We start from the raw sequence: 14,530 nt of genomic DNA on the forward strand, positions 1-14,530 counted from the left end.
CTTTTTTACTACTGTAAAATACATGTTTATTATTAATATTAGTCTATAAGCTATACTTTAGCGTACAATGTGGCTTATCCTCTAGTTTAAATTCTTAATGTCAATGCTATATTCATGAAAATGACAGGATTTACCGTTATTGGGTTCTGCGCAATACTGCTGAGTAGCTTTATCCCGGCATTAGCTCAATCCACACACCCATCGGCTTTTCCTAAGGATTCCACGCTCAGTCAGTTAGCGCACCAATTGCAGGAGGCTAACCAAGATACGACTCAGCTTAGAATTCTGGGTAAAATTGTTAGTCGATGTAAAGAAATAAATCAACTCGAAACGGCTGCACCCTATGTACGGGAAGGCTTGCAAATTGCCAAACGTACGGCTGATCCGCTCGTTTTAGGGCGTTTTTACGCTCATGTAGGAAGTTACTACCAAGACACGGCCAACTACCCGGATGTCATTAATATCTTGAATCAGGCTATTCAATACCTGAAGCAAACAGCTCAGAAAAAGGAAATCACCCGTGCTATGTATATGCTGGCCCGTGCGTATAGTTACCGGGACATGTTGGTACAAAAGTTCAATCAGATTAAGCAAAATCTGGCCTACGCCGAGAAAATTAATTTTCACAAATATGACGTCTCAAACTACGCGCTGTTATATACCTACTACGCGGGAAAGGGACAGAATAAAGAAGCGTTAACGACTTTAAAAACCATGGTCGCGCTGGCCGAGCAATTAAATAGCCCCAGTGATCTGTTTCTGGCGTATGCCAATTTTGGGGAGTGGTACGATCTACAACACCAATTCAGAAAAGGCTTACCGTATCATCAGAAAGCACTCGCTGGAATCCTGAGACAGGGTAACGTGGACGTAAATTATGTAAGTCAAACGTATTACTCGATTGCTAATAACCTTCTCGAACAAAATCGACTCAGCGAAGCCCAGGCCGTTGTAAGCAAAGCGCTTCAGCTGAATAAACAAGCCGGTATCTATATGCCGGGTAACCTGTTTCGAATCCAGGGTCTGATCTTTGAACATCAGCATCGATTCGAGGACGCTTTCCAATGGATCAACAAACCCTTACAAAATTTCCGGAGCGCCAACCCAACAGAATTAGTGGATATTCTGAGTAGTTTGATTCGTATCCGGGAGAAGCAAAGGCGATATCAGGACGCTTTCCTGCTGTTGAAGGAGCAAAAACAAGTCAATGACAGTCTGCAACGCGTTGAAAAATACAAAGCACTGGCCAACCTCGAAGCGCGGGCTGAACTGGAAAAGCAGACGCAGCATGTTTCACTTCTGGAAAAGAACATGGCCATTAGCCAGCTTGAGCTTGAGCAGACCCGGCAGCGGCAACTCCTGGTTGGAGGATTGGCGCTTAGTCTGCTATTGTTGGCTATTGGGGGTGTACGAGCGGCTAAAACAGCGCGTACCCACGTAAAGATACTTGAGCAGCAAACCCAGCAAATCCGGTTGCAGACCGAGCATTTGCAGGACCTGAATAACGTAAAGGACAAATTATTTTCTGTAATAGGCCATGATTTGCGAACACCTGTTTTTCACCTGCGGGCTTCCCTCAAACAGCTAAGTCAGCCAACGGTTAACCAGCAGCGTTTTGATGACCAGGTGGCCCAACTCAGCCGAAATGTAAATGCCATATACTCTACGCTGGATAATTTGCTGCATTGGTCGGCTCTCCAACGGAATCTATTGATAACGCGGCCCGCCAGGGTAGATTTGGCGACTGTGACCCAGCAAGTACTCATGCTGTTTGAACCCATGATCGCTCAGAAAGCCCTGGAGGTTGAGTTAGGGGCAGGACCGTTGTGGGCTTGGGTGGATGAAGTTCAAGCCCAAATTATTGTGCGCAATATTATCCATAATGCCTGCAAATTTACCCCGGTGGGAGGCCAGATCAGTATTGACTACCAGACGGTAGGTCAGGAGTCAGTAGTTGTAATCGCAGATACAGGAATAGGGATGCAGGCGACTGAAAAGCCCCAACCACAAAAAGGGACTGGGTTGGGCCTAGTAGTGACTCAGGAGTTTCTTGGACTAAATGAAGGACGATTATCCATAACCAGTCACGTCGGCGAAGGTACAACGGTCGAGCTGTTCTTTGCTGGAATTGACCCTGGTGATAACACGAAGCAAGATCCAGAATTGCAAGCTAGTGAAACCCAAGTAAGTGCTTAGTTTTTCTGTTTCAGAAACTTACTTTAAGTTTACAGGTTTTGATGTGTTTTTAATTAACAACAATACGAGTAAAAAGAAGGCTTATCAACCCTTCGCCTTACCCCCTTTTGCATGACGATACTTATCCTGGAAGATGAACTAACTATTTCGTATCATTTAGAAAGCTTGATTCAACAGCTTCCTTTTCCTGTTCATATTCAAGCCAAACTTACCACTGTTCAAGCGGCTATCCACTGGTTGGCAAACCAACCCGCTCCCGATCTTGTTCTGGCTGATGTTTTGCTACAGGATGGCCTTAGCTTCGAGATTTTTGACTATCTCCAGTTACAGACTCCCGTCATTTATTGTACGAGCTATCAGGATTACGCTCTGGATGCATTTGGTAGCCACGTTATCGATTATATTCTTAAACCCGTTACGGCGGACAGGTTATCTAGTAGCCTAGACAAATTTGCCCGGCGAGCCAACTATTTTAGCCATTCAGCGATTCAAAACAAGCAAGCGGATTATATCGCTGTGAGTAAAGGGGCGAAGCTATTGACTGTCCCTACTGTATCCATTCGGTGTGCGTATCTCAAAAATCAACTTAGTTATTTGCAGACGTTGAAAAATACGTACCAGATTTCACATACGTTGGACGAACTGGAGCAAATGTTGAACCCGAATACATTTTACCGGGCGAACCGCCAGTACCTGATTCATCGCCAAAGCGTCATGAGCGTGGAGTATTTGCCCGCCCGAAAGATTGGTGTCCGGCTTAATACGGACATGGATAACTTGATTGTGGTCAGCAAAGCGAAGTCTAACGATTTTCTCCGCTGGAAGGGCTTTAAATAAATGCATCACGCTGATTCGTAACAGGCTATCACAAGAAAGTCGTCTTTACATACAACTCATCATCTTAGTTGTATGTAAAGACGACTTCTCAAAAGCACTAAGTCCGCGCTCAAATAAGAACGCAGCTCTTAATAGCCGGGGTTCTGTTTTAGTTGCGGAGACACATTTAATACGTTTTGACCAATCGGGAAAACAGCGGTATGGTTATCTGCATCCGGTTGTTTGTCCCACCAGGTACCGGTATTGAATACCCCCCAACGAATAAGGTCGGTACGTCGGCGACCCTCCACCAAAAACTCGCGGCCCCATTCATCCAGCATTTCCTGATCCGTCAATTGGCTGCCATCCGCTTTGTACAGACTCGGTGAGTTGGCTGGGTAGTTTCGGGTGCGAACCGTATTCAGAAGCGTTGCCGCTCCCGCTTTATCACCCGCCCGGTATTTGCATTCGGCCAGCGAGTAATAGATCTCGGCTAACCGAATCTCGGCGTAGGCTGACGAAATCTTGTTCGGATCACTGCTGGGGTAATACGGATATTTTACGGGAGTGATACCGGAGTTTTGGTCAGCATTGTTCATGTTCGACGTTTTGTCGGCGATTTTCGTACCGGGTTTGGCTGCTAGGAACATCCCTACCTGATCCCGGAAGAAAAGCGGGTAAGGCCCTTTGGTAGAGCGTACGGTGTCTGGTTTGCCTGCTGAGTTGGTATAGGTTAAATAACCTTTCAGGAACATACCTTCCCGTTTGCTGTTGCCCAGATTCTTGTACGTTCTAAGCCGGTAATCGTCGGCATACTTTTGGAATTTGATGAACGGTTTACCCAAGGTAAAGTTGTATTCCGTGCTATCGACATCCCGACCCGGCTGAAGGGCATATTTGGGGTTGGCCGTGCCAAAATCCGTGAAGCCGAAGTAGAACGTAGCGTTGACGGGTAACATCCAGAAATACATCCCGCCATCGTACTGCCAGTGCGTAAGGCCGAAGCTTCCGGGAAAACCAAAAACCGTTTCTGACGATGTGGCATTGGTGTAATCGTAGGGAGCGTCCCAGCGCGATTCCAGCGCGTACTGACCGTATTTGCCGCCAATAATATCCTCGCAAACTGCGGCACAGTCCGTAAAGCGGTCGGTACCCGTATACACTTTAGCGTTTAGGTACAGCCTTACCAACAGCGCTGCGGCTCCGGCCTGCGTCCAGCGTCCGATTGCATTGGCTCCTAGACTTTGGCGAGTCGGTAATTTCGGTATCGATTCTTTTAGCTCCTTTTCAATGAAATTAAAGGTTTCCTGGGGGGAAGCCTGCGGACCACCCTGCGTTTCGCCTTTCACTTTGGTCACAATCACAATGTTGCGATAAAAATCCAGTAGCCTTAGGTTAAGCCATGCCCGAAGCGTACGAACCTCCGAAATCATGTCATCGAGTTCTGCCTGGGTCATACTGAACTTGGCTGGGTCTTGGATACTCTGCAAATCTTCCAGCGTGTTGGTTGCTAACGTAACGCCCCCGTACAACGCGTTCCAGGCATCGCTTGTATAGTTGTCGTTGGGAGTCCAGGTATGGTTGTGAACCCGCTGAAATTGCCCCCCGTCGAACCAGTCGCCCTGCCGGTTTGGGGTCATCAGTTCATCCGAGCTATTTTCCTGAAGCATAAACGTTGAGCCACCCTGAATCGACCAGTAGCTGTGTTCGAAGGGGCGTAAGAAGTCCCGGATAACATCCTCTTTGGTTTGTAGGAAATTTTCTGAGGTGATCCGGTCGGAGAGGACCTCATCCAGATTGGTGCAACCGCTAGCGGCTACGAGCAGCAGCGAGACGGAGGCACTACGTATGGCGGTTAAGAATTGATTTCGTTTCATGAGTTTAACGTGTCGCCTAAGGTTAGAAAGTGACCTGAAGACCCAGTAAAAGCTGGGTTGTCGATGGGAAGTAATTCAGCGTGCCGTTGTTGTCGCCGTTCGTATTGACACCGGGATATAAGCCGTTTACCTGAATTAAATCGGGATCGCCCCCAGTGAATTTGGTGAAGGTTTTCAGGTTCCGGGTTGTCGCATAGACACGGACCGAACGTAGGAATTTGCTTGTAACGGGCTGCGTGTAACTCAGCGTTATGTTGTCGATTTTGACGAAACCGCCCGGCTCCAGAAAATAATCGGAAAGTGCCGAGTAGGTCGCCGAATTAGTCAGCTTCGAGTATTTGCTTTTTTCGTCAAACGCCGAACTTAACAAGTTGGCATTCTGCTGAGCAGCGGGCGTTCCCAGATAGGAGGCAAAGGTGTTGAAAATCTTGTAGCCAAACGTTCCCCGCAGAAATACGCTTAGGTCCCACTTCCGGTAGTGGACGTTGTTGGTCAGGCTCGCCGTAAATTTGGGTAGACCATTGCCAACGAACTGCCGATCATCGTTCGTCGCTTTATTGGCTACGATGATATCCCCGTTTTTGTTGTACACCAACAACGCACCAGTTTCATCGACGCCTGCCGATCTTAACATGTAAAAGCTGCCAATCCGGGTATTTTCCTGTAACCGCTGCGACGTGCCGGGGCTGCCGGGTGCGGGCATACTAACAACGTTGACAAAGTTCTGACCCCTGTACGCTTCGTTGGAGAACGAAACAAATTTGTTGTCGTTGGTAGCACCGGCAAAGGAGACGTTGTAGCTAAAGTCATTGTTCGAAATAACCGCTGCACTCAACTGGATTTCGAGGCCGGAATTCTTCATCGTCCCTACGTTGGCAAAGGTTGAACCCTGCACGTTTGGCGGATTGGCTACTGTGTATGAACCCAGCAGGTCTTTGTTGGTGCGAACATAGTAGTTCAGGCTACCCGTCAGGCGGCTGTTTTTAAACACATCAAAGTCAACACCTACGTTGAAGTTAATTGCTTTTTCCCAGCGTAAGTCGTAGTTAGTATTCTGGCTCGGTCCCCACACTTGATAGGAGCTACCGTTGTACAGATAGTAACCATACCCACTATACGTGTCCAATGAGCGGTAGTTGTCGAAATCCTGGTTACCCGTTACGCCATAGTCGGCTCGCAGTTTCAGTTCGTTCAACCAGGGCAGTCCCTGAGCAAATTTTTCCTGCGTAATGCGCCAGCCCACCGAAGCCGCCGGGAAATTACCCCACTTGTTGTCGTAACCAAACTTAGATGATCCTTCGTGGCGTAAGCTGGCGGATAGGTAATACTTCTGGTCGAAGTCGTAATTCACGCGTCCGAAAAAAGCGGCCAGCTTGGAGTTGTTCCGGTAAGACCCCACGTTGTTAATGCCTTGCTGCAAATTCCAGAGACCCGTGCCCAGACTGTTGTACGTTAATATGTCAGAAGGGAAATTCTCGTTGGAAGCACTAAATCCCGATGACGTAAAATATTGATAGGAGTAGCCCGCCAATAGTTTTACCGAGTGCTTTTGAGCATCCAGCGCGTAATTGCCCGTCCACTCAAAGCTTTTCTGATCGCGTTCATCCAGCGCCTGCGAAGCAGAGTTCCGTTTGGTACCATTCACCACCGTCGACAGCGTAGAAGGCGTGAAGTTTTCGTTCCGGAATGAGCCACTTACTTCGCCGAGCGTTATCAGGGTCGACAGGTTGTTGAGCAGATTCAGTTTAAACGAACCGTTGATGTCCAGGTATTTGATTTCCTGCTGAGCCAGTACATTCTTAGCCCGCTCAACAGGGTTATTCGCAAAAAAACCTGATGTGATATAAGCATACCGGCCTGTGTTGTCATAAATCGGCTGCGTTGGATTGAGCGTTAGGGCATAATTGAAGGCGCTGTAATCGGCCCCACTGGTGTTGGCGTAACGGGGAGCCGCCGTAAACGTGATGGCATACAGGTTATTGGCCGAGGTATGGTTGATATTTACCCGGCCACCGTATTCGCGTTTCGCGGAGCGCAAATCTATACCGGTCGCGTTCCGATAGTCGACGGAAGCAAAGTAGTTAGTTTGACCATTGCCTCCCGAAAACTGCAAGGTATGCTTCTGCGAGAAAGCCGGATTACGGCTAACTGCTTTCATCCAATCGGTTTCGCCACCCAGATCAACCCCGCGCTTGTCCGCCAGAAACTGTTCTTTCGACAGCACATGGAGTTTGTTGGTGATGTAATCAAACGACGTGTAGCCATCGTAAAAAATACGAGGTTCCGAAGAGCCTTTCTTCGTAGTAATGACAATCACCCCATTACTACCACGCGTTCCGTAGATGGCCGATGCCGCACCACCTTTCAGGACATCAATCGACTCAATTTCATTTTGGTTAATGTTATCCAGGTTTCCGCCCGGCACGCCATTAATGACAAACAGAGGTCCTAAGCCCGCACTTCGGGAAGAAGCACCCCGAAGTTGAATACTAGGCGTCGAATTCGGATCACCGGCGGCTGTATTCGTGATCGATAAACCTGCCACCTTTCCCTGAATCGACATCAGCGGACTATTGCTGCCTACTCGCAACAGATCCGAGGAAGACAGGTGTGTAACGGCACTTGTCACTTCCTTACGGCTCAACGAACCGTAGCCGACAACAACAACTTCATTGATGGATTTGACATCGGGTTGCAACTGAACAGACAAGTTGGTTTGATTTCTAACCGTCACCTCCTGAGTCGTGAACCCCACGAAGCTGAAAACTAGAGTCTGTGGACCATCGGGAATAGTTAGGCGGTAGGTGCCTGATGCGTCGGTTACCGAACCACGCGTTGAGCCTTTTACAATCACACTCACACCGGGCAATCCCTGCCCTTTTTCGTCCGATACAACCCCTGTTATGGTTCGTTCGGCGGGTGCTTCGTTGATTTCGACCGATTCACCCAACTGACTGCGAACCGGTTCGTCAACCGTACGGGCTAAGATGATCTGTTCGCCAGAAATGCTGAAGTTAACTTTTAACGGTACGAGCAGCTTTTCCAGCACTTCTCTTAACGTTCCGTTCTGCACCTGCATCGAAACCAGTTGCCGGGAGCGGACAACTTGCGGACTGTAGGAAAACTTGACACTAGCGGCTTTTTCAATGCTTCGTAGTACGGTCTTAATGTTCTGATCCTGTATTGTAAGGCTTAGTCGGCGGTTGAGTAATTCCTGGGCTGTGACATCGCTGGCCCAGGAGACTCCCATGAATAGCACCGTCAGTAACAGTTGCAGGCACGTGAGTTTCATAAACCTGAATAAGTAAAGGTTAACGTTTTTCATCGTATTGATTGGTTTTAAAAGGTCAAAAAGAGTAGGAGGGACGCGTCCATTGGCCGCTACGAAGAATGTCATAAAGGAATCGCCGGGCCATGAAAGCAGCCGGTCCTATCATTGACTTTGGGGTTCGGAAAGCAGGTAGAATTGATTCATATTGTACTGAATAGACTTGAAAAATAAAGGTAAATTGTAGCTGATAGTCGTTAGTTCTGACAGGTGCCGCCATTGATAATGACCTGCCCATCAATCATTTCGTAGGTAGCGCCAATTGTGCGGCAGATGATTTCCAGCTTCTGCTCGAATGATTCATTGGTCATGGAGGAGTTCAATTGGCAATTGGTTAATGCTTCCTTGTTGTAGCGGATCTCAATGCCGTAAGCATCTTTTAATTCCTGCAACACTTGGGGAATGGGCGTATCGTTATAGACAAAAGCCGGACCTTTTTTCTGACGGGTTGGGCTGATTATCAAGCTGGGTGTTTCGACCAGCATTTTATCGAACTGGTCCGTCTTTCGGTTAAAGACTACCTGCTGATTGGGCAGTAACATCACCCCTTTTTGCTGAGTCGGCGAGTTTGTTTGCTGATCGCGGTAGACCGATACCTGACCGGATTGCACCCGAACCCGAACCCGGTTTTCTTCGGCAAAGGCCCGAACGGTAAACTGGGTTCCTACAACTTTCGTAACGACTTCGTTAGCATGCACAAGAAAAGGACGTTGCGAATCTCTGGTTACCGAAAACGTCGCTTCGCCCGAAAGATAGATGACTCGCTGGTGCTGACCGAAGTCAACAGAATAGCTCAACCGACTCTTCGGAGCCAGCCGGACAACGGAGCGGTCGGGTAGGTCAATCGTTTGAACTTGCTGGGTATTGTTTACCTTTTCGGAAACCGTTTTATCGAGAGTTGCCAGGTGCTGCTCATACGGGGAGGAACGGGTTTGGGCTTGCCACCAGATCGTTACGCCCAGTACCAGAAAAACCGATGCGGCTGCTGCCCAAAGGCGCCATCTTATCCGGCGAACCGGTGTTTCGGTCTTATCAATCTGGGCGTTTGTTTGCTGAATTCGAACGAGAAGCTGTCGAATAGTCTCCTGCGGCAAATAGGTTTGCGCGTAGGAGTCAAGCCCTAAGCGGATAGCGGCCAATAAATCGACGGCCTGTTGCCATTCCTGCTGTCGGTTCGGGTGCTCTTTGAGCCAGGTTGCCCAAAAATGCGACGAATGGGGTGTGGGCTGAAGCTGGTGATAGACGAAATAATCGTCCGTTAGAAAATCAGCGGTTGAAAAATTCTTGTAATCGGGCTGCACAGGCTACTGGATTTGTCAGTAGATGACAGCATTTGGAAAACGTACTCACTAAAACCTAAAAAAAAGTTGAAAAAGTTAAAAATAAGAGAGCAACCCAACCTCGAAGTTTTTCTACGGCCCGGAATACCAAGTTCTTAGCGGATTGCTGGTTAACGTCCAGTATCTCGCCAATTTGGGTGTAATCCATATTTTCCACGAAGCGTAATTTCAAAGCTTCCTGCTGACGGGGGGGGAGCTGGGCAATGAGCCGTTCCAATCGCTGTTGCCGTGTGCTGGCCGCTTCCAGTTCTTCCAATAATTCCAGGTCATTGGGTTCTGCCCACAGAAGTTCGTAGTCGGTTTCAGTTAGGGGTTTATTCGGTCGCTCTTTTCGTTCGAGGAGGTGAACAATGCGTATTTTAAGCGCTTTCAACAAGTAATGACGAACATTGTCCGGTGTGGTAAGCCGTGTTCGTTTCGCCCATATTTCCGTAAAAACATCGTGTACACAATCTAAAACAAACGCTTCCGAAGCCGCTACCAAACTCATGCCATACCGGTACATCGCCCGGACGTGATTTTGATAAAGCTGTGTATACGCTTCTTCATCGCCTTCCTGAAAGGCTTTCCAAAGTTGTTGCTCGCTCACGTAACCAAATGCATGTAAGGTGATCGATTGTCTAGTTAATGTTCGCTGTAGTTTAACAGGCAGACAGGGTTAGAACCGAAACGCAGTCTTTTTCGTATCAAGTAACAAACACTTTTTTATACTTAACGGCAATCTATTTCGGTGTCAAACAAACCCAATTTTTTCGTTCAGGTCTGTGGTCGTCGCCCCTGTTGAACAGACAGCGAGATCGTCGGTAGCTTGGGCAATACTAAGCTTGCGAAATAATCAGCTTCTTCGATAAGTGGATAACCCGAGAAAATAAAACTCCGCATACCCATGTCCATGTACCGGGTTATTTTCTCAACAATCTGATCGGCGCTGCCCACCAATGCTCCGCCAGCACCCGACCGCGCTTTGCCAATATCAGTCCACAACAACGGCTCGACAAACCCGTCTGAATCGGCCATCTGGCGCAGCTCATTTTGCCGTTTTACACCCAGTGACCACGAACTTTGGGACGCATTTTTTAAGGCGGCCCCCCGTACCGGATCGAACTTCGACATAATATGCGTTGACCAGGCGCGCGCTTCGGCCTCGGTTTCCCGGACGATAACATGAATTCGCAGTCCAAAGTCGATGGTTCGTCCGAGTCGGTCGGCCCGTTCAGCTACGTCCTGCATGTTGGCGTATAGCATCTCCTCGCTTTCGGGCCACATCAGAAACACATCACAATAGCGGGCACAAACGTCGCGTGCGCCATCGGAAGTGCCCCCAAAATAAAGTAACGGACCGCCGTGTTGCTGATAGGGTCGGACAGGGGCTGTGTCCAGACTGATTTTACCGTAGACAGGTCCGTCGTGTTCAATCCGGTCCTGTGTCCAGGCTTGTTTCAGGATCTGAATGGTTTCGGCGCAACGCTGGTAACGAAAATTGGCGTCTTCGCGGTAGCCGGGCAAATCGGAATTAATAATATTGATCGTCAGTCGCCCTTGCAGCATATGGTCGAGCGAAGCCAGCGTCCGGGCCAGCATAGGTGGATGTAGTTCCCCACAGCGGATAGCGGTTAGCAGACTGATTTGCGTTAGATCAGGCGCAACGCCACCCGCAAATGGAATGACTTCCTGGCCAACCATGTATGAAGTCGGCAGCAGTAAGTTATTAAAACCTAACTGGTCGGCCTTGAGGGCAATCGTTCGACAATGGGCGAAGGTGCTACGAGCCGGGTCGCGTACACTCAGAAATTCGGTGTCTTCTCCGCAAAGGTCAGAAAACCAGGCTACTTCGCATGCCCGTTGGGTCGTTCGTACCGGAACTGATTGAATAGGATGATGAAGCATGAAATAAACGGCTTTTATTCGTATTGTGGCACTATTGGCGTGGTTTTGGTCGGCGCTGCATCAACGCAAAAATAAGGAGGCCCACACCAATCGCTATGCTTACGTCCCGCGCTTCTACCGCCGAACTATTGCTGAGTAACCAACCGCAAAACACGACTGCTAATCCGGAAATGAGCCACCCGCCGGCTACATGAAACTGGGCTGGTGGTGCATCGGTACGTAGTCGCAAAACGGGTAGTGCAGCACTGACCAGCGCAAAATAAGCCAGTCGAATCAGGGTGCTAAGGGTCAGCGCATACAGGAAGGTGCCCGTTATGGCCAGCAAAAGTTGCAGCGCAGCCGTCACGAAAATGGCGACGTACGGCGTTCGAAAGCGGGAGTGGGTGCTGGCCAGCCAGCTAGGTAGTTGCCCTTGTTCCGCCATCGCAAACAGGAGCCGGGGACCTGTCAACATCAGAGCGTGCAAGGTTCCCATGGCTGTTAACAGGGCTACGGCGGTGATGACCCAACCGCCCACCGGACCCATGAATTGGGTAGCCGCATCAGCGAGAGGCCGTTCTGACTGGGTAAGATTGGGCAGCGTACCGATACAGACCACCTGAACGGCCATAAACAGCAAAGCAACCGTTCCGATGGCTATTAGCAAAGAGATAGGAACGGTCCGTTGCGGCTGCTGAACCTCGCCCGATGGTATTGTTGCCACATCGAAACCGGAAAATGTGAAAATCAATAAAAGTACCGATTGAGAAAAAGGAGAATAAGCCGGGAAAGGGGGCCAAGTGAATGTTTCCGTTTTAACGAAAAATAACCCCACTGCGGCAAACAGACCAATAGCTCCTAATTTGGCGAGTGTAAATAACGTGTTTATCCGAGCCGACCGCTTCACGCCAACGTAATTGAGCAGGGACAAGCCCAGAACGAGTGCCGTAATCACGCCCGCGCGCTCCCATCCACTAGCAAGCTGGGGCCGAAAAAGAGCCGCGTAACTGATGAATAAATTACAGATTGACGCAAAGGCTGCCACCCGCGATAACCAGAATAGCCAGCCAACCTCAAAGCCAATCAGTGGCCCAAAAGTCCGGCGCGTGTACAAATAGGGACCACCCGTACCACTAAAACGGCTGCTTACCTCGGCAAAACAAAGGATAATCAGGGTAACGATGATACCGCTGACCCCGTAGGCAAGCAAACTCCAACTGCCCACCAGTGTATACAGCTTGGCCGGTAGGCCCAGAATACCTGCACCAATGGTGATGTTGATGATAAGCGCAATAAAATCAAACCGGCCAATGCCCCGCAGCAGAACCGGTGAAGTAGTTGGCGTAGATGCCATCCGTCTGTTTCGTTTACGTAGTTTACAGCATTATAGCTATTTAGCGGGCGTCTGCCATTTGCTCCGTTTCTTGCCGTAGGCGAAGTAGATGACCAGGCCAATAGCTAGCCAGACGACGAGTCGAATCCACGTATCGAGCGGTAGTGATAGCATCATAACCGCACAGGTTACAATGCCTAGAATCGGTACGACGGGTACCCAGGGGGTTCGGAAAGCGCGGGGTGCATCCGGTTGTCGTTTGCGTAGAATCAGCACGCCCAGACAGACCAGAATAAATGCCAGCAGCGTACCAATGCTCGTCATTTCGCCAACAACCCGGATAGGTACCAAGCCCGCAAACAGACTAATAAAGATGCACAGGAGGATATTTGAGCGCCAGGGCGTCTGAAAGCGGGCGTGAATGTCGGAGAAGGCGCGGGGTAGTAATCCGTCGCGGCTCATCGAGAAAAATACCCGCGACTGTCCTAATAAATCCACCAGAATAACGGATGTGTACCCGATCAGAATAGCCAGAATAATCGCTTGACTGAGCCACTGATACGGCGTCTTTTCGATGGCAATCGCTACCGGGGCTGCGCTATTTTTAAACTCGGTGTAATTAGCCAGACCCGTCATAACGTAACCAAACAGGACAAAAAGAACAGTACAAACAATCAGCGAACCGAGAATCCCGATCGGCATGTTGCGTTGTGGATTTTTTGTTTCCTGCGCCATCGTTGCCACAATATCAAAACCGATGAAAACAAAGAAAACGACGCCCGCTCCCCGGAAAATCCCACTGAGGCCAAATTCACCAAACACACCGGTATTGGGTGGAATGTACGGTGAATAGTTGGCGGGGTTGATGTATTGCCAGCCCAGAGCGATAAACACGAGAACAACCAGCACTTTCAGACTTACCACAATGGCATTGAACACCGCCGACCCCTGCGTACCCCGGATGATAATCACCGAAACCAGTACGACAATCAATACGGCAGGTAGATTGATGAATCCACTCACCACCGAGCCGTCGGCCATCGTTATAGATTCGAACGGTGATTGCACCAATTGAGGAGGCAAATGCAAGTTGTATTTTGCCAAAAAACGGGTCAGGTACTGGGACCAGCTGATAGCGACTGTAGCGGCTCCTACGGAGTATTCGAGGATCAAATCCCAGCCAATGATCCAGGCAAACAGTTCACCCAGGGTGGCGTAGGCGTAGGTATAAGCGCTGCCCGCAACGGGTACCATAGCAGCAAATTCGGCATAACATAAGGCACTGAAAGCACAGCCGATAGCCGCCACAACAAAAGAAAGTGTCACCGCAGGACCTGCATGGTTAGCAGCCGCAATGCCCGTTAAGGAAAACAACCCGGCTCCGATGATAACACCGATTCCTAGGGCTACAAGATTAAATGCACCAAGCGACCGTTTAAGCGAGGATTTGCCGCTTTCGCCAGCTTCCTGCCGCAGTTGGTCAAGAGATTTTATACGCATGAATACAATGATAAACAACCGGCATTAACTGGCTCATGAACGACAGGAACATAGCCAACGCCGGTTACGAAAAATAAACCTGTTTACTGACGGAATATGGGTCAATACAAAACAGGTAAATAGTCTAGAATTAATTAAAAACAACGTCAGGCTTTCACCTGGATCACCGCTTCGCAGTCCCCGGTTCGAAACCGAATAATCTTCAAGCGAGCCCTGCTTTTCCAACTGCGTAACCGCCAGTCACTGCTGGTAGTTCTTGTAACCGGCCGCCGAA

Annotated in this window: 9 protein-coding genes; 2 read left to right on the forward strand and 7 right to left on the reverse strand. The window is 49.2% G+C overall.

Translation table 11 applies throughout. The annotated features are described in order from the left end of the window. The first annotated feature begins 114 nt into the window (after nucleotides 1–114). Nucleotides 115–2,196, forward strand: a complete 2,082-nt coding sequence (locus M0L20_RS22720; protein ID WP_248479267.1) for an ATP-binding protein — start codon at nucleotides 115–117, stop codon at nucleotides 2,194–2,196. 111 nt (nucleotides 2,197–2,307) lie between these two features. After that, on the forward strand, nucleotides 2,308–3,033 hold the full coding sequence (locus M0L20_RS22725) for a LytR/AlgR family response regulator transcription factor (RefSeq protein ID WP_248479269.1): 726 nt from the start codon (nucleotides 2,308–2,310) through the stop codon (nucleotides 3,031–3,033). A 128-nt stretch (nucleotides 3,034–3,161) separates the two neighbouring features. Here M0L20_RS22725 and M0L20_RS22730 read toward each other — a convergent pair whose 3' ends face one another. The 7 genes from M0L20_RS22730 to M0L20_RS22760 all read right to left on the reverse strand — a co-directional run bounded on the left by M0L20_RS22730 (nucleotide 3,162) and on the right by M0L20_RS22760 (nucleotide 14,256). Continuing rightward, entirely contained in the window at nucleotides 3,162–4,889 is a 1,728-nt protein-coding gene (locus M0L20_RS22730; RefSeq protein ID WP_248479271.1) for a RagB/SusD family nutrient uptake outer membrane protein, read from the reverse strand. Between the two features lie 22 nt (nucleotides 4,890–4,911). Then, complete coding sequence (locus M0L20_RS22735; RefSeq protein WP_248479272.1) at nucleotides 4,912–8,181, reverse strand: SusC/RagA family TonB-linked outer membrane protein; 3,270 nt, start codon at nucleotides 8,179–8,181, stop codon at nucleotides 4,912–4,914. 233 nt (nucleotides 8,182–8,414) lie between these two features. Then, entirely contained in the window at nucleotides 8,415–9,518 is a 1,104-nt protein-coding gene (locus M0L20_RS22740; RefSeq protein WP_248479273.1) for a FecR domain-containing protein, read from the reverse strand. Between the two features lie 55 nt (nucleotides 9,519–9,573). Next, nucleotides 9,574–10,146: an RNA polymerase sigma factor gene (locus M0L20_RS22745; protein WP_248479274.1), complete on the reverse strand. Its 573-nt coding sequence runs from the start codon at nucleotides 10,144–10,146 to the stop codon at nucleotides 9,574–9,576. Nucleotides 10,147–10,313: 167 nt separating this feature from the next. Next, nucleotides 10,314–11,444, reverse strand: coding sequence for an LLM class flavin-dependent oxidoreductase (locus tag M0L20_RS22750; RefSeq protein ID WP_248479275.1), 1,131 nt, complete (start codon nucleotides 11,442–11,444; stop codon nucleotides 10,314–10,316). A gap of 31 nt (nucleotides 11,445–11,475) precedes the next feature. After that, the gene (locus M0L20_RS22755; RefSeq protein ID WP_248479276.1) at nucleotides 11,476–12,777 is read right to left on the reverse strand and encodes an APC family permease; all 1,302 of its coding nucleotides are present in this window, start codon (nucleotides 12,775–12,777) and stop codon (nucleotides 11,476–11,478) included. Nucleotides 12,778–12,813: 36 nt separating this feature from the next. Further along, entirely contained in the window at nucleotides 12,814–14,256 is a 1,443-nt protein-coding gene (locus M0L20_RS22760; RefSeq protein WP_248479277.1) for an amino acid permease, read from the reverse strand. Nucleotides 14,257–14,530: the final 274 nt, after the last annotated feature.

Origin of the sequence: Spirosoma liriopis (genome assembly GCF_023196085.1) — a bacterium.
GTDB classification, from domain to species: Bacteria; Bacteroidota; Bacteroidia; order Cytophagales; family Spirosomataceae; genus Spirosoma; species Spirosoma oryzicola.

Bases quoted from the DNA above. Each gene is read 5' to 3' on its own strand.
- M0L20_RS22755 (WP_248479276.1), bottom strand. From the start codon at position 12,777: ATGGCATCTACGCCAACTACTTCACCGGTTCTGCTGCGGGGCATTGGC.
- M0L20_RS22750 (WP_248479275.1), bottom strand. From the start codon at position 11,444: ATGCTTCATCATCCTATTCAATCAGTTCCGGTACGAACGACCCAACGG.
- M0L20_RS22760 (WP_248479277.1), bottom strand. From the start codon at position 14,256: ATGCGTATAAAATCTCTTGACCAACTGCGGCAGGAAGCTGGCGAAAGC.
- M0L20_RS22735 (WP_248479272.1), bottom strand. From the start codon at position 8,181: ATGAAACTCACGTGCCTGCAACTGTTACTGACGGTGCTATTCATGGGA.
- M0L20_RS22730 (WP_248479271.1), bottom strand. From the start codon at position 4,889: ATGAAACGAAATCAATTCTTAACCGCCATACGTAGTGCCTCCGTCTCG.
- M0L20_RS22725 (WP_248479269.1), top strand. From the start codon at position 2,308: ATGACGATACTTATCCTGGAAGATGAACTAACTATTTCGTATCATTTA.
- M0L20_RS22720 (WP_248479267.1), top strand. From the start codon at position 115: ATGAAAATGACAGGATTTACCGTTATTGGGTTCTGCGCAATACTGCTG.